The following is a 23,106-nucleotide window of genomic DNA, read 5'->3' as shown; positions in this document are numbered from 1 at the left end:
GCTGCCCCACACGTCGCCTCAACGAAGGTCCCGGGCCGAAGCCCGGGAGTCCTTGGGCGCGTCGCTGGGATTGGAGGCGGAGCTTGTCGCCTCAACGAAGGTCCCGGGCCGAAGCCCGGGAGTCCTCGATGCCGTCGTACAGGCGTCCGAATCTGGTACCGGCCTCAACGAAGGTCCCGGGCCGAAGCCCGGGAGTCTGCTCGGCCTGCTGGGCGATGATCCAGCTGGTCGGGCCTCAACGAAGGTCCCGGGCCGAAGCCCGGGAGTCAAGACGGCCAGGCCGAAGCCGCGGCCCCACCCTGCGCCTCAACGAAGGTCCCGGGCCGAAGCCCGGGAGTCCGCTTGATCTGGTCGCAGCCCCAGTACCCCCACCAGCCTCAACGAAGGTCCCGGGCCGAAGCCCGGGAGTCGAGGCGGCAGAGGTCGCTGCAGCGCTCGGCGGGGTGCCTCAACGAAGGTCCCGGGCCGAAGCCCGGGAGTCCTCCCCGTCGTACGCCGATGGCCAGGCGCTGGTCGAGCCTCAACGAAGGTCCCGGGCCGAAGCCCGGGAGTCGCTCTCGCGTAGTGCATTCGAGCTAGAATGTGAGGCCTCAACGAAGGTCCCGGGCCGAAGCCCGGGAGTCCAGACTTCCGTGTCGAAGCCGCGGCACAGGGACTCGCCTCAACGAAGGTCCCGGGCCGAAGCCCGGGAGTCCTGCTCGACCGCGCTCTCGATGGTGATCGCGGTGGGTGGGCCTCAACGAAGGTCCCGGGCCGAAGCCCGGGAGTCTCGGCCCGGCTGCGCCGCGCCCGCCTGCTGGCCCGCCTCAACGAAGGTCCCGGGCCGAAGCCCGGGAGTCTACCTTTACTCGTTTCGCCATCCACGGGATCGACGTGCCTCAACGAAGGTCCCGGGCCGAAGCCCGGGAGTCTCGAAGACCTGGACGCCGCCCTCGTCACTCAGGGCGGCGCCTCAACGAAGGTCCCGGGCCGAAGCCCGGGAGTCCTATGCGATGGGGAGTTATCGACACATCACATGCCGCCTCAACGAAGGTCCCGGGCCGAAGCCCGGGAGTCTCGAACGCGAACGCCTTCGGGGTGAGCTCGGTGCCGCCTCAACGAAGGTCCCGGGCCGAAGCCCGGGAGTCGTCCGGAGCCGCGCCCGTAACGATGTCCAGATAGCCGCCTCAACGAGGGTCCCGGGCCGAAGCCCGGGAGTCCGGAAGTATGCTTTCCCGCCTGTATCCCTAGTCCCGCCTCAACGAAGGTCCCGGGCCGAAGCCCGGGAGTCTTGCATGATGACGCACCGGGCGGTCCCCGTGTCACTGTCGCCTCAACGAAGGTCCCGGGCCGAAGCCCGGGAGTCGACAGCTGTTGACCAGGGTCAGCAGTCCACGTCCAGCCTCAACGAAGGTCCCGGGCCGAAGCCCGGGAGTCTTCTTGGCTGGCTGTCTCTGCTGCTTCGGTGGAACGCCTCAACGAAGGTCCCGGGCCGAAGCCCGGGAGTCAGACCCCGATAATATCGGGTCCTGACTTCTGGAATCACAAACCTCCCGCGAGTGGTGAAGCCTGTCGGAGCGAGCGAGTCCGGGATCAGATTCCACCGCTTCGGGGGTCCGTAAGAAACCCCGTGCGACAAGGCGAGACACCTTCGCGAGGGGCGCGCCGCTCAGACGGACCGATCGACCTCTCGCGCGGCTTTCGAGTGTCTAGATGACGAACGACGCCCCCGTGGTGATCGGCCGCTGCCGACCGATCACCCCGAAGGTCTTGGGCCCGAGCGAGCGCAATGGGCCGAGGTCGCAGATGAGGACAGAGTCTTGGACCCCGTCAATGACTTGCCGGATGGCATCGCTGAGTCTCACCATTCCCGCGGCCGGCGAGTCGATCACGAAGACACTGAACTGGACACGATCGCCGTATCCCTGCAGCAGCGTGGCCAGCGCGGATCGTCGCCTGTCATCCGTGATGTCATAAGCGATGACGTAGCGATGTGCGTCCTGTCTGGTCACCGCGTTTGCACCCCTCGATAGTCCTGCCGGGTTCCGTCCAGCACGGCGAGGACCATGCGGGCCTGGATCTCAATCGCCCTCCGCCAGGTCACGCGGTATCCGAATTCCGGGTGAGTGATGACGGTCTGTGCCCGCCGTTCGTAAGCGGAGGTCACCACTTTGCGGCCTCGTTCCGTCAGCCTGCAGTCTCCTAGTGATCTCGTCACCATGGTGGCGTCGAAGGATCCGTTGTTGACGGCCCCGATTATCGCGGAGTCGGCGATCGGGGCCCTGAACTCCTCCATCAGGTCCAGCGCCAGTGCCGGCTTGTTCCGTGCACTCGAATGTAGGAAGCCAGCCGACGGATCCAGCCCGCACGCAACGATCGCGCGGATCGTGTCGGACAGCAGCATGCCGTACACGAAGTTGAGCGCGGCGTTCAGCGGGTCGGATGCGTGGCGCCCGGCACGACCGTCCCACTCTCCGACCAGCGACTGATCGGCCCGTTCTTTGAACATGCCTGGAAATCCTGCGAAGTAGAGAGCCGCCGCTTCGCCCTCCACTGCGAACAGGTCAGGCAGTGATCGGACTTGCCCGGCGCGTCGTTTGACTTTCCGGATGTCGGCGACGGCGGTGGCTGTTGCCGTACCGTTGCGCCTCAGCAGGGTGGCTTGATTTCCGATCTTGCAGGCCACGAATTCTCGGGCCATGCCCAGATCTCCTTGCTCCGAACGTAGGTACTGCGCCACTCGTTCGTGGCCGTGCGGCGCCTTGGCGGACCGACTCCAGCCGATGACCCGGCCGGTTCCGGAGCACCAGACGATCGTGGCACCACGCCACAGCAGTTCTCGGACCAGAGCGCCGGAGACATCAATATTGCCGTAGATGACGAGGCCCGCGGCCCTCTCCAACGGTACCGACGCGAGTTCTTCGTCCCCCTTGACGACCTGTATTCGCCCTTGACGCAGCTGAGCCCGGCTGCCGTACGTCAGTAGATGCAGGATGTCTGTGTTGGGATCCGTGACGCTGATTGACCGGGCCGGCTTGGCCGCGGTGATCTCGTCGGGCAGGCACACCGAGGCATGTGAGCAGAACCGGCATTTCTCGTCCGCATCCAATGGGGGTGGGGCCGACTTACCTTCCACAATGGCCCGTGTCTGCGACACGTAATCGATGGCTCGAGTGTCCAGTTCGGTGCTCGGCTCGACAGTGACCAGGCTCTGATGATTGGTGAAGTAGACCCCCATACTCGCCACCCGCAGGCCCATGGACTCCAGACACATCCGCTGCAGGGTCAGCTGGATCCGATGCGGATCCGTGACAGTGGGCTGTCGACGCACAGGCGAGGCCTTGTACTCGATCACTTGCACGCCCTGCGCCGGGTCGCCTTCGACGATGTCGCACTTGCCCACGATTCCCAGCTCGGCATGATGCGCATCGACCGATCGCTGGGCCGTTGGTCTGCTGCTGGTGGGATCGTCGACGCGTCGGTGGGCTGACGATCCCACCTCCATCTGGTAGCTGTCGACCCTTTCACCCGCTGCCTCCAGCCACGCTCGCCGCGGACAGAAGACGGTATGGCCCACGAGGCTGATGGGAAGTGGCTCGCTGGCATCAGCGCCGAGAAGGCTCATGAATCCGCCAGCGGATCGACCACACCCCAGAGGATGCTGCGTTCGGGGGCGTTGGGGTTGTCGACGCGTACGGGAAAGCGCACAAGTCCCGCGACCCCCCGCTCTCGCAACGTGGCGCGGGCACTCGCGACGTCTGCCGCGCGAGGATCTGCGACATCGGAACCGGTCTGACTCTGGCCGAAGGCCGCGCGATCGAAAATTGCCGACGCCAGGATCGCCCGCCACAGGTCGAGTGAGGTGGGGCGGGTGAAGACCGGCAACGCTACGTGGTCCGGGTGAACCCGTCGGCGCGGCGAGGTCCCGGCCGTCTGAGACATGCGCCCGACCTGCGGCACCAGCGGTATCAGGCTGATACCCCACAGTGCGCACCATGCCAGCGCGCTGTCGACCGGTCCTGGGCTCGAGAATCCGGTCCCGGTCCGGGAACCCGGCGAGTTCTTTCCCAGCTCATCGAGGATCGCCGTCCCGGTGAGACCATCGTCGATCTGTTGGAGACTGCGCCCCGCCACAATATGTGCCAAAGGAGCGAGACGGTGCTGTACGAACTCCTCGCCGCGGTTGCGTGTCTTCATCTCCCACCGGGTGGCGCCGAGGTCCGGTTGATTGTCCTTCCCACCGCACAACCAGTGGGCAGGTTCCCCGAGGGCGCCGATCATGAGCCGATCGAGTTTCGTCAAAGAGGGGTCATCCAGGTATTTCTCGCGACACTTCTCCAGGGCTTGCCACGCGTCGGCGGACACCGCCTGAGGGATTCGGGGACTGAATAATCCGATGATTGTGTCCTTGATCGCCCCCTTCTGCTCGAACTTGTGCTTGAAGGTGGCTTGGACCCAGGAGTCATCCTCATGGTGTTTCGCAGCATGGCGCTGGAGCACCTCGGCGGCCGATGAATCTCCCTCCCACGCCACGGTCGCGCGGGCCTCAGGTCCGTCGGCCCACCACACGCGGACGCGCCGTGCCCCCGAGTCACTCAGAATAAGGCCGAGACCGTACATGGCGAAGTGGGTGAGGGCGACCTCGACCGAGCCGCTGATCTCGATGTTCACGATCCCTCCCGAGACACCTGGCAGTCCGCCGCTCGGACGACCGCCTCCAGATAGGCGCAGGCCCAGACCCCGATGGTGCGGTCCGTCTCTCCCACGATGGAGGCCCACTCACCGAAGTCGTACAGTTCGTCGGCTCGTGACTGCCACTCGGCCGGGTCACCCGGCGCGCAGAGCTCCTTGCCCCGCTGGGGCGTGAGGGCGCGGCCGTAGCCATGGCTCGTGCCGATGAGGCGCAGTGTCAGATTCAGATGCGGCCGTCCCTCCAACTGACCGAGCGCATGGAGAACTGACCGGTGTTCGTGGCGCCAGCCGCGTGGCAGGCCCGCAGCCCGCTTGTCAGCACGGAGTTGTTGCGGCGTACGAGTCGCCGACTTGGCCAGCAGCGGACCCGCCGGAGCCTGGCCGAGTGCCCGCTGGAAGCCGGGATGGTCCTTGCCCAGATCATGACAGGCTGCCGCATCGATCGTGACTTGGCGCCATTCCGGTGATAGACCGATCCGCACAGTCATCAGCTCCGCCCTGTCTCGGACGGCCTCGCTGTGCTTGTCGAGCGGCACGCTATCCCCGCTGGTGGTCCATTCCTGTCGGACGCTCTCGTCTGCATTGTTGACTTCGTCCCCGGTGACGACCAGCCACGAAAACTCAGTCGGGTCTTCCTCGCTTCGAGGTACCGTGATTTTTCCTTGCACCGTCGTCCCCACGGTTTGTAGATCGAACTCTGCTTGGGCGGACTCCGCTCCCACCTCGGCCAGATCTCGGAGTATGTCAGACCAGAAGGCAAGTCCGTCCGGCGCTGGATGATCACGCACGGCCACCCAGACGCGATCAGGGCCCCAGACGGTCTGCACCGTTTCGCGGCGTGAGGGGAGCTCGGTGACCACAACCCCGTGCTCGGTGACCGCATGTCCCTTGTCGATGACCACCACATCGCCCGGTCGAATGTCGGAGGAACTGCGTAGGAAGGTGAATGTCTCTTCACGAGATTGCTGCCGATACAGAAATGCTCGTGCCCGGTCGGTCGAATCCCCCGCCAAGACGCGATCGGCCACAATACGGAGGTCTCCGAGCTTCACCGGATAGGTCTCGTCAGGATGTGGGGGAGTGGCGAGTAAGAGCTCCATGGACTCGGAGTCATCGAGGGGCAGTGGCCCTCGAAGCACCAGCCCCGCCGTCAGAGCGTCATCCTCCAAATCGTCGCGAAGCCAGAGCCCGAGACTCTCGTCCTCGAACTCCTGATCGGAGGTTGCGGCAAGCCGCCAGGCGTCCGATAGTTCCGGTCGCATGAAATACAGGCGTCGCTTCGCCGCCGGCGGTGGCGGCATCGACCGCACTGCCCACGGACTCAGCCCCTGAGCGGGCTCCAGGCGGGCCAGCCAGGCACGGCCCTCTTCGAGATCAGCCGCACTGTAGGGCGGAAGATCACGGATCGGCTTTGACGCTTGGGGCCCCACCACGACGACCGGAGCTTCGTCCAACCGTCCGCGGCGATTCACCCGCCCGCACCGCTGGGCCAGGGCGGAAGCGCTCGCGAGCTCGGTCACCAGCCCGCGCAGATCAAGGTCTACGCCTACTTCAACGGTCTGGGTCGCGACGAGGACATCCAAGGGAGGTGCTGGGGTGTCGGGTACCGAATCGTCGGTCGTGCTGGGATCGAACAACTCACCAGGCTTCTTGACGTCGGTCGCGTTGGATTTGCCGGAATCGAACAGTTCGGAATGGTCCTTCAGAAGTTTGTCGATGTCCATCGGGCGCTTGCGGCCGACCCAACAGCCCACCTCCAGGCCCCGCTCCTTGAGTTGTCGCGCCACACGTACGGCGGTGTCGACATGGTTGACCATGCAGCCGAGGGGGCCGGTCTGTTGGGTACTACTTCCACCAGGTCTGCACAGCTCCAGTACCTGTTGCACCAGCGTGTCAATGTGGCTCTGGGGGGCTGGTATACGTGACGGCCACGACGGCGACTCGACGAACGTCACCGGCTTCGGGCGTGTGAGCCGACGAGCCAGCTCGTCGTGGTCGACGCCGTCGAGGTCTGCCTGTTCCACTCCGATGACGCTCTGCGGATGGCTAACGTCATCGGCAGCGGGTGTTGCGGTCGTCTGAACGACCTGCAAGGTGGGGACGCCCAGATCCTGCTCGAATCGTTCCGTGAGCTCGGCGACCCTTTGTGCCGTACGCAGCAGCTGTCGGTTCAGATGGCTCTCATCCAGGACCATCGCCGCGTCATACGCGAGCAGGCCGGCCTCTCGCGGGCGGGCCTGAGGTCTGGCGCCGTAGCCTCGCAACAGTAGGCGGCTGCCCCACATGTCTGGGGTGGCGCCGATCACGGTACAAGCCGAAGGATCGTCGATCCATCCCGAATCCGGGGACATTCCTCCCCGGAGCTCTGCGACAACCAAGGGTGAGCCATCCGGGTCGGTTGCGTCGGTGGCCGATGTGAGGAGGGAGAGACAGCGCTTCACTTCCTGCAGGACCGGGTCAGTACCGGCCCTGAGAGCGTCACGAATCCGCTCCGCCCGCACCACGTGGCTATCGACAAGCGCTCGACGGTCCACCACCATCGCAAGCCGGCGGGGCACTCGCTTCGCCGCCCCTGCGGCAGCGAGCGCATTGGCGAATACGTGCACCTCGACCACCGCCGACTTGCCCGAGCCCGTGGGGGCGCTGATGACATCGGGCCATCGTCCGGTCATCGCGACCTGCTCAAGGAGTCGCTTCTGCCACGCGAACGGTCCGATTCGTTTGCTCGGTTGGTCCCGTTCGTTCGGTCGACGCTCTTCGTTCACTGCGCCGAAGAAGTCTGCGAAATCCGACAGCGTCAGGCTCATGCTGACCACGCGTCAACGACGTCCGACGGCAGATCGACCGGCACGAGAAGTCCTCCGCCTATATGACGTGATTGTCCTGCGACGATCAGAGAAGTGTCCGTGGTGAGCTGTCCGAGGTCGAGATGCGCCCGGTACACCTGAGCCACCACCCCCTGGGGGAGCTTGTGGGCGTACCGATCCACTCGCGAGTCTGCTACCGGTTGAGCACTGAGGACCTTGGCCCCCTGGGCTCGTGCGTATTGGATCAGGTCGCGGTAGCCATCAGCCCCGTGCCTGATCTCGGAGTCAGGGCGGAAGACGAAGCCCAGGGAGAGCAGTGCGGCGTGGGCGAGTGTCCACGGCCCTGCTTCATCGCTGCGCTGTCGTCTGGTCTCCGCTACCAGTGCGGGAACGGCCGCCCAGGTCCGGATGGCTCCCGCTGCGGGTGCTTGCCAGAAGTCGCCGGCGGGGACGGTCACGGCAAGGGACGTCTCCACGGCACCACCCCGCCGGAATACCCTCATCCGACTACCGATGGCGTGCAGCAGCAGCCTCTCATCCGCCGGCGCGATATCGCGCGGCACCAGTACTGCAAAGGCTGCTGGTGTGGAGATGTAACGATGAGCGTTGGACGTCTGATGGAGCACGGACTGGTCCAGGATCTGGATCGCCACGCGATTCGGCGGAGCCAGGACGCCCTTCCCGTAGCTGCCGGTGATCACCGGTGGAGCATCATCCCCGAGCCGCGTCGCCAGTGTGCGGTGAAAGGCGACGCACCAGCCGACCCGATCCTTCTGGGCAATCGGACGATCGATGGGGAACAGCATCGTCCTAACCCAGGGGGACTCCGGGATCGGAGCATCAGGGGCCTCGTAGTAGGCGTTCCGCACTCGCTGTGTTGTGACCTCCGAGGGCCGCGGTCCCTGCGTGGCAATGAACCGATCGGCCTTGGGATCCGGGTGCTTCAACGGGTGATCGCGGTCGTACGCGTCTTCGAGTTCGCGCGTGCGCCCTGCTGAGGGCGTCTGGACAGGCATCCCCCTCCGCGTGAACTGTCCCGCTCCTTCGACCAAAGGCATCGGCGCGCTGAGTGGGATCTGCGTCGACAGGACCACCGGGCTGTCCGCCTCCCCGAGACAGGACACGTCCTCGCACAGGACTTCCACCACTCGACAGACCGAGGCGGGGACCCCAGACCATTCCCAGCCGAACGCGCCATTGACGGCGATCGCGTTGGTCACCTGTTTCCGGACCTTGCGATCGATGTGGCCCCCGGTCTTCGCCTTGTCGAACGTTCCCTCAGCGCGATAGGCATTGGCCGGCTCGCGCGTGCCAACTCGAGTCGAGCAGTGAGTCGGGTGTTGGATCGCGTGAGGAATATGCGTCTCCAGCCATTCCAGTGCCGCGAGTGATGCGTCCGCCGGCCGGAGATCACCGCTACGCAGGATGGCAAGACTTCCCTTGCCCGCAGCGTGCATCAAGGCGCTGTGGAGACGCTTGGTCGACGGGAACGGGTCCACGCTCGACCCATCGGCACCGTGACCAGCAAAGACTCCGAGGGGGAAGCGGGCCGTGACGGTGAGGGTGGGCATGTCAGGCCTCCTCTTCTCCCTCGATCACACCGCCGTGGACGATCGGGTTGCCCACCACGTCGAACACCTGGCCCTCCCAACGGATCCCGGCCTGCTTCTCCGCGCGTTCGATCGCAGCGCCCAGGAGTTCGTCTGCTACCGCACGATCCAGGCGATCGAGCTTCTCGCCCTGACCGTTACGGAGATCGAGGGAAAATGCCGGTGCCGACGCCTCGACAAGATCGCAGTCGGCCCTGAGGAGGAGTTCCTCGTTGGACCGCACAAGAGCAGCCAGGGCCAGCGCGGCGAGCAGACTCCGGCAGGCCACGTCGGCGTCCAGATCGCCTCCAAATCGGAGCTGCCGCAGCGAACTGAAGGACAACACGTGGGACCGGATGATCTGACGGCAGGCGACCAGACCGAGCGTCTCCAGAGCGGGGGGGATGGAGCCGAGACCGAGCGCGGCCGCCGAGACGGTGGTCCCGGCCTTTGCCTTCTGGGCCGTCCTGCGCAAGGCCTCCACGTTCTTGGGACTCAGCTCGTCTTGCTGTGCGTCTACGAGCATCTCGAGATCCTTCGGACTCACCCGAACGCTCGGTGCGACCTCATCTCGCCGCGCTCCGCCGCGTCTGGGAATGTCCCGGCCTGAATCGGACTGATCGGCCAGCACCCCGATGATCTCGCCCACCAGTGCCGAACGATATCGCCCCTGGTGGGCTCGGCGAGTGGAATCCCAGGATCCCAGCACCAGGCTCACCGGACTCAGCTCCAGCAATGCGCGTGCATTCCCCGGCGTGGCATCGCGGGCTGCTCGATAGACGGGGTGGTCGGTCACCGGACGCCCGTCAACCGACCCTGCCCGCACGTGCCCGTCGAAGACCCGGTGAGGCAGTTCATAGTCAGCCACCTCCTGGTCCGGGTAATGAACCACCAGGTGCGGGGTCCTTCCCAGCAGAGGATCGCCGTCACGGATGGCGTCCGCCAGCGCGAGCTCCACGCGATTGAGCTGGCTGGATTTGGAGTCAATAAGGGCTGTGCTCATCGCCTGACCGTCGACAAAGCGGGTCTGGAAGGCGTAGGAAGCATTGTTTCCCGAGACATATCGCGCAGGAGCGACGGCGGCGTGCGGGCCGGCGGCTGGCGCCAGATCTGTCACACAGGTCAGTACGCTCGCACCCCCCGGGGAGCAGGCCTCGACCAGCTTTCCGTACGTCATTTCTTGACTCATCAATCCTCCACAGACGTGACGAAGGCCGCCGATGGGATGACCGACGGGCTTGATGACGATCCTGCCCCAGGTCGCTGACATTCATCGACGAATCGTGGAAGAAGCGGCAGACGAGTCCAAGACTTCCGGCCAGGAAGCGCGGTGATGACCCGAGCCCGACCGTGTGCGAGACACCCGCGGGGAGTGGTCCTTCGACCGGGGCATCATGCCGGACGCGCCCGCTGTCTTACGCTGCGCTGGGTTTCCCGGCCGGGCCTGGCACGTGGCAGGCTCGCGCTTGGCCGGTGCAAGTGACTCATAGGGAGGCAGGCTCGGTGAACCTTGGTCAGTTGCTGGTCTGGATCGTGCCGTTGACGCTTGTCTCCATGCTCAGCCCTGTGCTGTTCGTCCAGGCTGCCACGATCCAGAACGAGCATGGCTCGAAGGGCACATGGCAGTTCCTGGGTGGCAACGTGGTGGTGCTCACCGTGGTGGGCACGGCCAGCATGGGCCTCTTCGGTCAGACCGTGTCGAACTGGGTCGGGCACGAACTGGCCAGCACATTCGTCGATGCCGTGCTCGGTGTCCTGCTGCTCGGTTACGGCTGTTACCTCGTGTTGGTGATCCTTCGCGCCCGGAACCACCCGGAACGTGGCAAGCACAGGCAGGTTGCCATCCCGGCCCACGGCATCTTCGCCTTCGGCCTGTTGGGGGCGGCCTCCGACGGGACCGGCCTGGCACTGTTCATCTCGATCGCGCAACACGTTGGAGGCGCCGCGATCTCGTGGGCGACGCGCGTCCTCATCCTGGCAATAGTGGCGGCCCTGACCCTCTGGGCTGCCTGGCTGCCGCTGGTCCTGGGCCGTACGAAGGGATTCCGGGACGTTGCCGCCAGGATCAGCCGTCAGCTCTCCGTCATCACCCGGTGGACCGCCCTGGCGGGCAGCTTCCTTGGAGGAAGCCTGCTCTTGGTGCATGCGTTCTGGCGGATGTGATGGTCCAGCGCGGGGAGCCCAGCCGTCAGCCAGCCGTACGTTCCGCCTCCCCGACCACTACTGGCCGCCGCCGTGTGACCAGCTTGCCGATCGCCCCCGCTACCACACCGAGCAGCACCCCCATGATCAGGCCCAGCACGACCAGGTGCCCGATCGCCCCGGCCATCGTCTCGAGGGCGAAGTAGTTCGCCATTTCCTGGGCCGATCCGCCGCCGAGGTCGGCCCACTCGGCGATGTTCAGGGCATCGGCGAGGAGCAGCGGCATCCCGAACACCACGAACGCCAGGCCGGTCAGGCACGCCACCGCCCCGGTGGCCAGGCCGCACCAGAGGCCCGCGGTGACGCCGGAGCGTACGGTCCGTCGGCGCACCGCCTCCCGCAGTGCGACCACGAACACGCCGAGGGCGACGAGCCCCCAGAACACGTTGTCGAGGATGTCGCGCAGCGGCAGCGGGGGCTGCACCACGTTGTTCATGGCGATCTCCACCGTCCACAGCAGCCCCAGGGCCAGACCGGCCGCGGTGCTCCGGCGGGGCAGCGCCTGCGCCGGCGCGGACAGGCTGCGCGGCCAATAGGTCAGCCCCAGCATGGCAAGGATGGCGAGGAGAGCAGCGACCGCCTCCAGGAGCCGCAGCCCCCGCCCGTCCGCCGGGGACAGGTGCAGGAGCGCCACCGTGACCACGAGCAGCGCACTGGCCGCCAGGATGCCGCGGAGCAGGTGAACGGGGGTCGGGCGGTTGATCACGAGACGTCCTCTCGGGCGGTGGTCGAGGCGGGATCTCGGTGGTGGAGCGAGGCGGGATCTCGCGCCCAGCATAGGAACCTGGACCCAAGGGCAACGCTCCGCGGGTCGGCGGCCCCCCGGGTCCCTGACAGAACACCACCCATAAGGATCAGTGAAATCTTGATGGGTGATACCTTATGGACGGTCGAGCGACACAGCAGATCAAGGTGACACAGCAGCGTCCGGTGCGCGAGGAAGAGGTCCGATGGCCAGCAGTCCGGTGCCGGTGATCCGGCTCGCCACCGCCGACGTCTGGGCGGCCCTGCTGTACGCCTTCGTCCTCGCCCTCCCTGACTTCACCCTGCCTGAGGAGATCCCATGACCACCACCCTGCCCGAGGCCAGCCCGGTCGACTTCGAGACCTTCGGCGATTACGGCGCCTGGGAGAAGAAGCCCGAGCGGAGGGACGACGGCAGCTTCGTCCGCGCGAAGTACCCGTTCACCGGACGGATCACGCCCGACGGTGAGTTCCCGGCAGCGCCCGGCCGCTACGTGCTCTACATCTCCTGGGCCTGCCCGTGGGCCTGCCGGCAGGCCATCGTCCATCACCTGAAGGGGCTGCAGGACGTGGTCGGGCTGGCCGTCGTCGACCCCGTCCGGGACGGCCGCGGCTGGGCCTTCCGCTCCGGCCCCGACCTGACCCTCGACCCGTACAACGGCTACACCCTGGTCCGTGAGCTCTACCAGGCGACCGAGCCGGGCTACCCCGGCCACATCTCCGTCCCGGTGCTGTGGGACGACCACGCCAAGAGGATCGTGTCCAACAACTTCCCCGACATCTCCCTCGACCTGGGATCCCAGTTCAATCAGTGGGCAGCCGATCCCGACCTGGACCTCTACCCCGAGGCGCTGCGGCCCCAGATCGACGAGCTGAACGACCTGATCTACACGACGGTGAACAACGGCGTCTACCGTTGCGGTTTCGCCCGCTCGCAGCAGGCCTACGACGTCGCCGTCCGCACCCTGTTCGACACCCTCGACCTGCTCGAGGCCCGGCTGGCGGACCGTACGTACCTGCTCGGCGACCGGCTGACCGAGGCGGACGTCCGGCTCTATCCGACGCTGGCGCGGTTCGACGCGGTCTACGTCACCCACTTCAAGACCAATCTGCGGCGGCTGGCCGACTACCCGCAGCTGTGGGACTACGCCCGCTTCCTCTACCAGCAGCCGGCCTTCCGGGACACCACGAAGTTCGACCAGATCAAACGGCACTACTTCACCACGCACCCGCACATCAACCCCACCCGGATCATCCCCGCCGGCTTCGACGTCGACTGGGACGCCCCGACGCACCGGTAGCGGGTCTAGCGGGTCAGACAGCCCGCCGGAACGAGGGTCCGGCACACCCGCGGGTCCGGCAGCGTCACCAACCCGTGATGCACCCCGAGCCGGATCGAGCCCGATGACGGTGACCCGCGGACTCACCAGGTGCGGTGCCGGGCGACCGCGTCGGTGAGCCGGCGCATGTCGCCGGGATGGACGTCGCCGATGGTGCCGACACGGAAGGTGTCGAGCTCGGTCAGCTTCCCGGGATAGATGACGAATCCGGAGTCCTTCAGATCCCGGTAGAAGGTGGCGAAATCGAACTCCCCGACCGGGTAGTGGAACGCGGTGATGATCGGGGACTGGTGCTCCGGGGCGATGACGGTACGGATGTCGTTCGCCGCCATGCCCTCGACGAGAGTGGCCTGATTCGCCGTGTACCGGGCGGATCGCGACCTCACGCCGCCCTCGTCCCGGAGCTCGGCGAGCGCCTGGGCGAACGCGTGGACGACGTGGGTCGGCGAGGTGAACCGCCACTTGCCTCGGCCGCGTTCCATCGTCTCCCACTGGTCGTACAGGTCCAATGCGTGCGAGCGGGCGAAGCCCCGGCAGCGTTCCATCTCGCTCTGCCGGGCCAGCACGAACCCGAAGCCGGGCACGCCCTGGATGCACTTGTTGGAACTGCTGACGAGGAAGTCGATGCCCCATCCCGCCGCGTCGATCTCGACGCCACCGAAGCTCGACATCGCGTCGATCAGCAGGCGCTTGCCGTGGGCCTGCGCGATCCGGCAGACCTCGGCCAAGGGATTGAGCAGGCCGGTGGTGGTCTCGCAGTGGACCATCGCGACGTGAGTGATGGCGGGATCCGCGTCGAGTGCGGCGCCGACCCGGTCCACGTCCACGACGGCGGTGTCCGGGAAGTCGATGGTGGTGTGCGGGAGCCGCAGCATGTCGGCGATGGTCGTCATCCGCCGCCCGTACGCCCCGTTGGCCAGGATCAGGACCTTGTCGTCGGGCCCGAGCACACTGCCGAGCAGCGACTCGACGGCGAACGTGCCGCTGCCCTGCATGAGGACGGCGGTGTAGTCGTCGGAGCCGGTGAGGGCCACCAGGCCGTTGCGGACGTCCCGGGTGAGGGCCTTGTAGTCCTCGTCCCAGGTGCACCAGTCCTTGAGCAGGGCGGCGCGGACCGTCTTCGTCGTCGACAGCGGCCCGGGAGTCAGCAGCAGATAGTCGTTGTCCGGGATCGTCTGCGGATCGAAGACGCCGGCCGATCGGGGCGAGGTTGTCGGGGCGGCCGAGCGGGTCGGAGCCTGGGCCTCCGGGGTGGGGGACAGCTCGGGTAGGTCCACGACGTCCGCGACGGAATCGAGCAGGTAGTCGTACGGTTCGCGTTCCAGGATCTCCCGCGGGGCCCCGCCGGACAGCACGCCGATGGCGAGCGCACCGCTGTTGTGGGCGGCCCGGACGTCGACCGCCGTGTCACCGGCAGAGAGGACAGCGCGGACGTCGGCGACGCCGGTGCGTTCCATCGCCCGGAAGATCAGGTACGGGTGCGGGCGGCCGGCCGGGACGTCGTCGGTCGTCACGACCGCATCCACGACCACCGCCGCTGCGGCCGCGTCGGGGGTCCCGGCGACGGCCCAGCCGAGGGAGCGCAGCAACGGGGTCGCCACGGCTGCGTCGAATCCGGTGGTCAGCACGACCTTGACACCGCGCGAGCGGAGCTCCCGCAGGGTCTCCACCGCGCCGCCGATCGGCTGCGGCGGCTGCCGCTCGTACAGCTCGGCGAGGATCACCTTGAACCTCTCGAACTGGCGCTCGGCAAGGCCCTCCGCCGGCTCGACGCCGCCGAGCCGGATCAGTGCGTCGATCGCGGTGACCTTGTCGGTGCCCATCCACCGTTGGAGGTCGTCCGCGGCGACCGTGACCCCGGTCTCCTCGACCGCCTGTTGCAGCGCCACATAGACCAACCCGTGGTCGTCCACCGTGGTCCCTGCCATGTCGAAGACCGCCAGTTCGAGCACTGTCTCACGTTCCCTTCCGGACCGGGGGCGCCTCGCGTCAAGCCCTGCCGTCCATCACCCATGCCGTCCGGTGACCGAGAAGCCGACGCCGCAGCGTTGTTTGCCGAGGAAGCTACGCCCGGCGCCGTACGGGCAGGTGAACGTCGCCCCAACGGGGCGTGACGCCGACACTGTGGGGGCAGGGGCGACGGGACTGGACGTCTCTTCCGTCTCTGCCCCTGCTCCAGCTTCTGCGCCTGCTCCAGCTGTGCTCGGCTAGTCAACGTTGTGACGCATGGCATGAGGACTCGGGCGAGACAGCGGTCACGTACCCGGTCACCCGAGTCCCCACGAACAGGTCCCGCGAGTGCTCGAACGGCACGCCGTCGGCATCCATGGTGACCCGGTTGACCGCCAGCAGCGCGGCCCCCGGCATCGCCTCCAGCAACTCGGCCTCGCGCGGGGAGGCGTTCACCGCCTCGACCAGCTCCTCCGAGTGCCCGATCACCACCCCGTACCGCTGCGTCAGCACCTCGTAGAGACTGCCGGTGAGATCGCGGTCGGCCAGGCCCGGGAAGCGGGCCGCCGGGAACTCCGCGGTCTCCAGGGAGAACGGGCGCCCATCGGCGCGGCGCAACCGTACGATCGAGCAGACGGTGGCGGTGTCGTCCAGCCGGAGCGCGTGCCGGCTGCGGAAGCCGGGTGTGCGGACGCCGGCGCGCAGCACCGTGCAGGAGTGAACGAACCCCTGACTCGCCAGATAGCGCGGCACCCCGGCCACCACCCGCAGGTCCCGGCGCACCCGGGGCTCGGCCACGACGGTGCCGCCGGAGCGGCCACGGAGCCGCACCAGCAGATGCTCCTCGAACAGGTCGTCGAGCACCTTCCGGATCTGCGTACGACTCACCGCGAAGGTCGCCGCCAGGTCACGCTCCGCCGGCAACCGGATCCCCGGGGCGACCCGTCCCGCCTCGATCGCCTCCCCGAGGGCCTCCATCGAGGCGAACAGCTGAGGATCCACAGGGGGTTCCGGGCCGGTCATGGCCCGAGAATCCCGTCCGAGCCGAGACCTGTCAAGGCCAGAGCTGTCAGGACCAGACCTGTCAGGACCAGACCTGTCGGGGCCAGAGCTGTCAGGATCAGACCTGTCGGGGCGAGGCCTGTCAGGCAGCCTGCCAAGACCGGGAACACGGCGGCGGCTGTCGACCATTGGCCGGCCCACCGGCCACTGATGACGGACCCATGTCCGTTCCATCACGGACGTGCGACGGAACACCCGCCGATGTGCCGACCCGGCAACGATCCCGGCCACCGGCGTACCGAACGGGTTAATCGGGCCCTCGCCACTGGAAACGACCATTTGGCGGCGGGAGGCTCGGTCCTGTTCCCGACCGGAAGGACACCGTCATGACGCCGCCCGCGGCCGTTCTCGACCTCGCTTCGGACCGTGCGACCTGCGACCGGATCGCCGCTCTCGCCGCGGCCCGGCACGGCTTCCCCGCGACCGCCCGGCTCGACCTGCTGGCCGTGTCGGAGAACGCCACCTACCGGGTGAGCGTCCCCGGGACAGCCGAGGCCCCCGGAACCGCCGACACGGCCATCGTCCGGGTCCACCGCCCGGGGTACCACGATGCGGCGGCCATCGCCGCCGAACTCGACTGGCTCGACGAGCTCTCCACCCATCCGGGCCTGGAGGTGATCCGGCCGCGACGGCTGCCGGACGGGCAGGGGGTGATCAGCGTGCAGATCGACGGCACGGAGCGCTATGCGGTCCTGTTCGAGGTGGTCGAGGGCAGCAACCCGGACGAGGCCGGGCTGACCGGCCGGGACTTCCGGCTGCTCGGCCGGATGGCCGCCACGCTGCACGAGTGCGTGGCCGGCCGGGGCCGGGACGTCGGCCGGTTCGCCTGGGACTGGGAGCACACCCTCGGCCGCTGGCCGCGGTGGGGGCGTTGGCAGGACGGCCCCCGGGTGACCGCCGGCCGGGCGGCGGCGATCGCCCCGGCGGTGGACCTGCTGCGCGAACGGCTGGCCGGCTACGGCATGGCCCCGCAGCGGTACGGCCTCATCCACGCCGACCTCCGGCTGGCCAATCTGCTCCGTCACGGCGATCGGGTGACGGTGATCGACTTCGACGACTGCGGGCTGGGATGGTTCCTCTACGACTTCGCCTCGGCGGTGTCGTTCCTGGAGACAGATCCGCGGGTGCCGGCCTGGCAGGAGGCATGGCTGGCCGGTTACCGTGAGGTCCGTGATCTCGGTGCCGCCGACGAGGCGATGCTGCCCAGCTTCGTGCTGCTGCGCCGACTGATGTTGCTGGCCTGGCTCGGCAGCCATCCGCATGCCGTCGAGAACGCCACCCATCTGGCCGACTTCGCCGAGGGGACGGTCCGACTGGCCAGCGCCTATCTGGCCACCGGTGGCGCCCGGCGGGTGGCGGCATGAACGCCCCGGGTCAGGCCGGCACTGCGCTCGAGCCCGGCGCCGCCCCGGTCTCGATCCTCGACGTCAACGCCCACCACGACGCAGGGCCGCTCGGTCCGGACGCCCTGAGCGACGACGACCGGCAGCTGCTGGAGCGCCGCCGAGAGGTGCTCGGCCCGGCCGCGCCGCTGATGTACGACCGGCCGCTGCACATCGTCCGCGGCGAAGGGGCCTGGCTGATCGACGCGGCGGGCCGACGCTACCTCGACATGTACAACAACGTGGCCGGGGTCGGCCACTGCCACCCCCGGGTGGTGGCGGCCATCAGCCGCCAGGCGGCCACCCTCAACACCAACACCCGCTACCTGCACGGCTACGTCGTCGACTACGCCGAGCGACTGCTGGCGACCTTCCCCGACCGGGGCCCGCGTCGGGTGATGTTCACCTGCACCGGCTCGGAGGCGAACGATCTGGCGGTCCGGATCGCCCGGTGGGCCACCGGTGCCGACGGCGTGATCGTCACCGAGGCCGCCTACCACGGCGGCACCACGGTGTCGGCCGCCTGTTCCCCGTCCACCGGGGCGGTCGACGACGTCGTCGTCACCGTGCCCGCGCCGGACGGCCGCAGCCTGCTCGATGACCCCGCCGACCGGGCTTCGGGAGACGCCGGCCTAGCCGGCCGGTGGGCCGGCGAGGTGGCCGCCGCGATGGACGAGCTGGCCCGGCGCGGGCGCCGGACGGCCGCCCTGCTGGTCGACACGGTCTTCTCCTCCGACGGGATCCACCCGGGGACGCCCGGGATGCTCGATGCGGCGGCCGCGCTGGTGCACGAGCGGGGCGGCCTGGTGATCGCCGACGAGGTCCAGCCGGGATTCGGCCGGCTGGGCACCGGCATGTGGGGGCACACCCGCCATGACATCGCCCCCGACCTGGTCACCCTCGGCAAGCCGATGGCCAACGGCATGCCGGTGGCCGGGCTGGTGGGTCGCGCCGACCTGATCGACGGGTTCTGCGCGGGGGAGAACTACTTCAACACCTTCGCCGGCAACCCCGTCTCGATGGCCGCCGCCACGGCGGTGCTCGACGTCATCGAGGACGAGGGGCTGATCGCGCACGCCGCCGAGGTCGGGCGGCGCCTGCTTGACGGCGTCCGTACGGTCACCGCGGACGACCCGACGGTCAGCGAGGTGCGTGGCCTGGGGCTGTTCGTCGCGGTCGAGTACGTCGACGCGGACGGCCGGCCCGATCGGCGGCGCGCCGCCGGGGTCATCAACGCCCTGCGCGACCGTGGCGTGCTGATCTCCGCCTGCGGACGCTACGGCAACGCCCTGAAGATCCGCCCACCGATGGTGCTGAGCCCGGGCGAGGCCGACCTGTTCATCAGCCGGCTCGAGCAGGCCGGCATCCGCCGGCCCGGCCCGGCGGCCACCGACGAGTAACCGACGAGTAGCGGTCGTGACGTTGCCATGAGTGACCCGGCCACACCCCGCGCCCGCCAGCTGGCCGAGGCGCTGCGCGGCCATCTCACTCGGGAGGCCTTCCATCCCGGAGAGCTCGTCGGCACCGAACGGGACCTGGCCGAACGGTTCGGAGTGGGGCGGACGTTGCTGCGGGCCGCGCTCGGCCTGCTGGAGGACGACCATCTGGTGCGCCGTACGATCGGCCGCTGCGGTGGCGTGCATGCGGCCGACGCCAGGATCCTGCGTCGGCTCGACACCACCGAGGGCGTTCCCTCGATGGTGCGCGCCCAGGGACGCAGCCTGTCGACCCGGGTGGTCGGTGCCCACCTGCGGGCGGCCGATCCGTACGAGGCCCGCACCCTCCGGCTGGCGTCGCCGGCGAACGTCGTGCAGATCACCCGGATCCGGCAGGTCGACGGCAGCCCGTGGTCTCTCGACACCTCGATCCTCCCGGCGGGCCTGTTCCCCGGACTGCTGGCGTACGACCTGTCGCTGTCCCTCACCGACCTGGCGCGGGAACGGTACGGTTTCGTCCCCGGTGGCGCCCGCGAGGAGATCGAGGTGATCGAGGCCGATGCCGGGGAGGCCGCCCTGCTGGGTGTCGAGGTCGGAGCTCCGCTGCTGCTGATCTGCCGGTTGACCTGGTCGGAGGCCGGCCAGCACTACGAACTCGGCCACGACCTGTTCCGCGCCGACCGCACCCGGATCGGCACCCGCCGCTACGGCACCAACTGGAAGCGCGGGGCCCAGGCGACACGTGGGTCGCTGGACGACGCCGCGCCGGAGGCGATGTCGCTCCGCTGACGGAAGCGACGCTGCCGGAAACGACCGAGTGATCGAGACCGTGCCGAGTGATCGTGGCGGCCGGTCGCGTGGGGTCGGCCGGTGACCCATCCGACCCGGCCCCTCCTACCGGGCCCCCGCGTACCGGGCCCCCGCGCCCTCGGGAGCGGGAGCCGAGGCCAGCGGCAGGATCGCGTCGGGGCTCTCCGGCAGCGTCTGCCCACCGTCGACGACGATCGTCTGCCCGGTGATGTACTGGGCGCCCGCCGAGGCCAGGAAGATCACCGCGTGGGCGATGTCCTCGGGGGTGCCCAGCTTCCCCAGCGGGACGCAGGCCGCCGCGGCCGACAGGTACTCGGGTCCCATCGCGACCAGGCCCTCGGTGGCGATGTTGCCCGGCAGCACCGCGTTGACCGTCACCCCGTGGGGTGCGAGCTCGAGGGCGGCCGACCGCATGAAGCCCAGCTGGGCCGCCTTCGACGCGGCGTACGTCGTCCAGCCGGGATAGCCGGTGAGGGGACCGGTGATCGACGAGGTCAGGATCACTCGGCCCTGTGACGCCCGCCGCAACAGCGGAGCCAGCCTCTGCACCGCCAGCATGTGGCCGACGAGGTTGGTCTGCAGCGTCGAGGTGATCGTCTCCCGATCGAGGTCGTCGAGCGGGGACGAGGGGAAGACACCGGCATTGCAACAGAGCACGTCGACACCGCCGCCGAGAGCATCCTCCACCGCGCCGGCGAGACGGTCGGGCAGCTCGGGAGCGGCAGTGTCGACCGCAGCGGTGCGCAGTCGGCCGGCCCCCTCCGTCCCGGCGAGGCCATCGGCGAGCGTGGCGACGCTCTCGGGCGACCGCCCGGTGGCGAGCACCAGGTCCCCGTGCCCCAGGAACGCCTCGACGATGGCGCGTCCGATGCCGCGGGTCCCGCCGAGGACGACGACCCGTCGCATCCCGCCCTCCGCCACGCTGTCCGGTGCAGCCATCTTGTTTCCTCCCATTGTCGTCTGCTGTGCGCAGTCGTCTGCTGTGCGCAGTCGTTCGTTGTGCGCCGTCGTCCGGGTCGGTCCGGCATTCGCGTCGGTCTGTCATTCCGGTGGCCCCGACGCCTCGTCATCGGTGCCCGACCCGCCGCAAGGGTATTCCGGTGATCGACCGCCGGAGAGGTCGGGTGCGGGAATTTAACACAGCCGTTGCCGGGCAACAAACCGTTAATCTGCGCTCCCCGACCGAAACACGTCGTTCACAATGCCGTCCTTGGGCCGCAGGGTGCGCCGAATACGTTCTTGACAGGTGCCGGACCGGAACTCTTTTCCGGGCGGCTCGTGGCGAGAGGAGAAACCAGATGACCGCGACAGAGACCGGTCCACGATCCCCGGCGGTGAGCAGTGGTGTCGAGCCCGCGCCGGGGGAGGTGTCCCGGCTGAAGCCCAATGCCGTCGGGCTGTGGGGCGTCGTCTTCATGGCGGTGGCGACCGCCGCACCGATCACCGCGATGGTCGGCAACACCCCGATCATCGTGAGTGCCGGCAACGGCGTCTACGCCCCGGCGACCTTCATGGTCGCCACCATCGTGCTCGGGCTCTTCGCCGTCGGATACGGCCAGATGGCCAAGCACATCACCGCCACCGGTGCCTTCTACACCGATATCTCCCACGGGCTGGGTCGGGAGATCGGACTGGCGAGCGGGGCCCTCACCACGATGGCCTACATGGTTTTCGAGGCGTCCCTGGTCGGCATCTTCTCCGTCTTCGCCAAGAACCTCGTCAACGAACTCGTCGGCGTCGACGTCCCGTGGATCGTCTTCGCCCTCCTGATGTTGGCCGCGAATGCCGCACTGACCTATTTCGACATCAATCTCGCCTCGAAGGTGCTGGGTGTCTTCCTGATCACCGAGATCGTCATGCTGTCCCTCTTCGCCTTCTCCGTGCTGTTCACCGGAGGCGCCCACGAGGGCTGGTCATGGGCCTCCCTCAATCCGCTGAACGGCTTCCGCAGCCTGGACGCGAACGTCACCCTGGCCGGTGGACAGTCGATGCACGCCGTCGGGACCGCGGGGATCGGCCTGTTCTTCGCCTTCTGGTCGTGGGTCGGCTTCGAGTCCACCGCCATGTACGGCGAGGAGTCCAAGGACCCGAAGCGGATCATCCCACTGGCGACCGTCGCCTCCGTGCTGGGCATCGGCATCTTCTATGTCTTCGTCTCGTGGATGGGCATCGTCGGGTCGGGCCCCGGCACCGGACCCACCGACGCCCTGGCGACCACCCTCAACCCCGACACCATGAGCGACCTGTTCCTCAAGCCCGTCGAGCACAATCTCGGCCACTGGGCGGTCGTACTGTTCTCCATCCTGCTGGTGACCGGTTCGTACGCCTGCGGCATGGCCTTCCACAATTCGGCCGCGCACTATCTCTACGCGATCGGCCGGGAGAATCTCATCCCCGGCTTCGGGCGCACGCTCGGCGCCTCGCATCCGAAGCACGGGTCGCCGTACATCTCGGGTTTCGTGCAGTCCACCGTCGCGCTGATCATCGTGCTGTTCTACGCCGTCTCCGGGCGTGATCCCTATGGCTCGCTCTACGGCGTGATGGCGCTGCTGGGCACCACCGGGATCATGATCGTGCAGGCGCTGACCGCCTTCTCCGTGATCTCCTACTTCCACGTCCAGAAGAACCACCCGGAGACCGCCCACTGGTTCCGTACGCTGCTCGCCCCGGCCCTCGGCGGGATCGGGATGGTCTATGTCGTCATCCTGTTGTTCCAGAACATGAGCTTCGCGGCGGGGTCGGCCTCCGGCGACATCATCTTCCGGCTCATCCCGTGGATCGTCGGGGTCATCTTCGTGGCCGGTCTGGTCTTCGCCATCGTGGTGCGCCGGACCGACCCGGAGAAGTACCAGCGGATGGGCCATGTCGTGCTGGAGGAGCCGGCGGGGGTGCAGACCGGCCCGGGAGGGTGTCGTACGACCCGGCGGGCGCGCCGGAGGCACTGCTGGAATCCCGGGTCTGACAGGGGCGTCGGCCGACCCTCAATATAGAAAGAGCACTCTTTCGAAAACCGATTTCTGGGGTCGGGGGATTCCCGCCCGTGACGTAGGCGACACACGTATCAGGTGATGTCCCACGAGCGGGCGGGATATTCTCGATATGTCAGATGCGCGG

General features: G+C 68.0%; 16 protein-coding genes and 1 CRISPR repeat array (1 of these 17 only partly in view). Of the genes, 6 read left to right on the top strand and 10 right to left on the bottom strand.

Annotated features, from left to right (window positions below; genetic code table 11):
- Window positions 1-1,487: a CRISPR direct-repeat array (repeat unit 36 nt; unit sequence GCCTCAACGAAGGTCCCGGGCCGAAGCCCGGGAGTC) (it extends 1,728 nt beyond the left edge of the window).
- Window positions 1,488-1,688: 201 nt separating this feature from the next.
- From cas2 to cas7u, 6 genes are read right to left on the bottom strand one after another with little or no spacing between them, the layout of a single operon-like run.
- Window positions 1,689-1,991 carry a CRISPR-associated endonuclease Cas2 gene (gene cas2, locus R0145_RS15175; RefSeq protein ID WP_317837715.1) on the bottom strand — a complete coding sequence of 101 codons (303 nt, stop codon included), beginning with the start codon at window positions 1,989-1,991 and terminating at the stop codon, window positions 1,689-1,691.
- Window positions 1,988-3,604: a CRISPR-associated endonuclease Cas1 gene (gene cas1 / locus R0145_RS15170; RefSeq protein ID WP_317837714.1), complete on the bottom strand. Its 1,617-nt coding sequence runs from the start codon at window positions 3,602-3,604 to the stop codon at window positions 1,988-1,990. The genes cas2 and cas1 overlap by 4 nt, the downstream gene beginning before the upstream one ends.
- Window positions 3,601-4,650: a hypothetical protein gene (locus tag R0145_RS15165; protein ID WP_317837713.1), complete on the bottom strand. Its 1,050-nt coding sequence runs from the start codon at window positions 4,648-4,650 to the stop codon at window positions 3,601-3,603. Before R0145_RS15165 ends, cas1 begins: the two co-directional genes overlap by 4 nt.
- Window positions 4,647-7,478, bottom strand: a complete 2,832-nt coding sequence (gene cas3u / locus R0145_RS15160; protein WP_317837712.1) for a type I-U CRISPR-associated helicase/endonuclease Cas3 — start codon at window positions 7,476-7,478, stop codon at window positions 4,647-4,649. Before cas3u ends, R0145_RS15165 begins: the two co-directional genes overlap by 4 nt.
- On the bottom strand, window positions 7,475-9,049 hold the full coding sequence (csb2, locus tag R0145_RS15155; RefSeq protein WP_317837710.1) for a type I-U CRISPR-associated protein Csb2: 1,575 nt from the start codon (window positions 9,047-9,049) through the stop codon (window positions 7,475-7,477). Before csb2 ends, cas3u begins: the two co-directional genes overlap by 4 nt.
- A 1-nt stretch (window position 9,050) precedes the next feature.
- Window positions 9,051-10,337, bottom strand: coding sequence for a type I-U CRISPR-associated RAMP protein Csb1/Cas7u (cas7u, locus tag R0145_RS15150; protein WP_317837709.1), 1,287 nt, complete (start codon window positions 10,335-10,337; stop codon window positions 9,051-9,053).
- A gap of 284 nt (window positions 10,338-10,621) precedes the next feature.
- Here cas7u and R0145_RS15145 point away from each other — a divergent pair, with 284 nt between their 5' ends.
- Complete coding sequence (locus R0145_RS15145) at window positions 10,622-11,230, top strand: hypothetical protein (RefSeq protein ID WP_317837708.1); 609 nt, start codon at window positions 10,622-10,624, stop codon at window positions 11,228-11,230.
- 25 nt (window positions 11,231-11,255) lie between these two features.
- Here R0145_RS15145 and R0145_RS15140 read toward each other — a convergent pair whose 3' ends face one another.
- Window positions 11,256-11,975, bottom strand: a complete 720-nt coding sequence (locus R0145_RS15140; protein ID WP_317837707.1) for a hypothetical protein — start codon at window positions 11,973-11,975, stop codon at window positions 11,256-11,258.
- A gap of 357 nt (window positions 11,976-12,332) precedes the next feature.
- Here R0145_RS15140 and R0145_RS15135 point away from each other — a divergent pair, with 357 nt between their 5' ends.
- Complete coding sequence (locus tag R0145_RS15135) at window positions 12,333-13,313, top strand: glutathione S-transferase family protein (protein WP_317837706.1); 981 nt, start codon at window positions 12,333-12,335, stop codon at window positions 13,311-13,313.
- A gap of 122 nt (window positions 13,314-13,435) precedes the next feature.
- On the opposite strand, the gene phnW is transcribed toward R0145_RS15135, so the two are convergent.
- Together phnW and R0145_RS15125 are read right to left on the bottom strand one after the other, a co-directional pair.
- A complete protein-coding gene (phnW, locus tag R0145_RS15130) occupies window positions 13,436-15,304 on the bottom strand; it encodes a 2-aminoethylphosphonate--pyruvate transaminase (protein ID WP_317837705.1) in 1,869 nt (622 codons plus the stop codon).
- A gap of 259 nt (window positions 15,305-15,563) precedes the next feature.
- On the bottom strand, window positions 15,564-16,325 hold the full coding sequence (locus R0145_RS15125) for a GntR family transcriptional regulator (RefSeq protein WP_317837704.1): 762 nt from the start codon (window positions 16,323-16,325) through the stop codon (window positions 15,564-15,566).
- Between the two features lie 365 nt (window positions 16,326-16,690).
- On the opposite strand from R0145_RS15125, the gene R0145_RS15120 reads away from it, so the two are divergent.
- From R0145_RS15120 to R0145_RS15110, 3 genes are read left to right on the top strand one after another with little or no spacing between them, the layout of a single operon-like run.
- A complete protein-coding gene (locus R0145_RS15120; RefSeq protein ID WP_317837702.1) occupies window positions 16,691-17,728 on the top strand; it encodes a phosphotransferase enzyme family protein in 1,038 nt (345 codons plus the stop codon).
- Window positions 17,725-19,146, top strand: a complete 1,422-nt coding sequence (locus R0145_RS15115; protein ID WP_317837701.1) for an aspartate aminotransferase family protein — start codon at window positions 17,725-17,727, stop codon at window positions 19,144-19,146. Before R0145_RS15120 ends, R0145_RS15115 begins: the two co-directional genes overlap by 4 nt.
- Window positions 19,147-19,173: 27 nt before the next feature.
- Complete coding sequence (locus R0145_RS15110; protein WP_317837700.1) at window positions 19,174-19,971, top strand: GntR family transcriptional regulator; 798 nt, start codon at window positions 19,174-19,176, stop codon at window positions 19,969-19,971.
- Window positions 19,972-20,076: 105 nt separating this feature from the next.
- Here R0145_RS15110 and R0145_RS15105 read toward each other — a convergent pair whose 3' ends face one another.
- Window positions 20,077-20,931 (bottom strand): SDR family oxidoreductase, encoded by an 855-nt coding sequence (locus R0145_RS15105; RefSeq protein WP_317837699.1) that lies wholly within the window; start codon window positions 20,929-20,931, stop codon window positions 20,077-20,079.
- Window positions 20,932-21,290: 359 nt separating this feature from the next.
- Between R0145_RS15105 and R0145_RS15100 the strand changes: the two genes are divergently transcribed.
- Window positions 21,291-22,982, top strand: a complete 1,692-nt coding sequence (locus tag R0145_RS15100) for an APC family permease (protein ID WP_317837698.1) — start codon at window positions 21,291-21,293, stop codon at window positions 22,980-22,982.
- Window positions 22,983-23,106: the final 124 nt, after the last annotated feature.

The organism is Raineyella sp. W15-4 (assembly GCF_033170155.1).
Classification (GTDB): Bacteria; Actinomycetota; Actinomycetes; order Propionibacteriales; family Propionibacteriaceae; genus Raineyella.
This window is presented reverse-complemented; position numbering and strand designations above follow the sequence as displayed.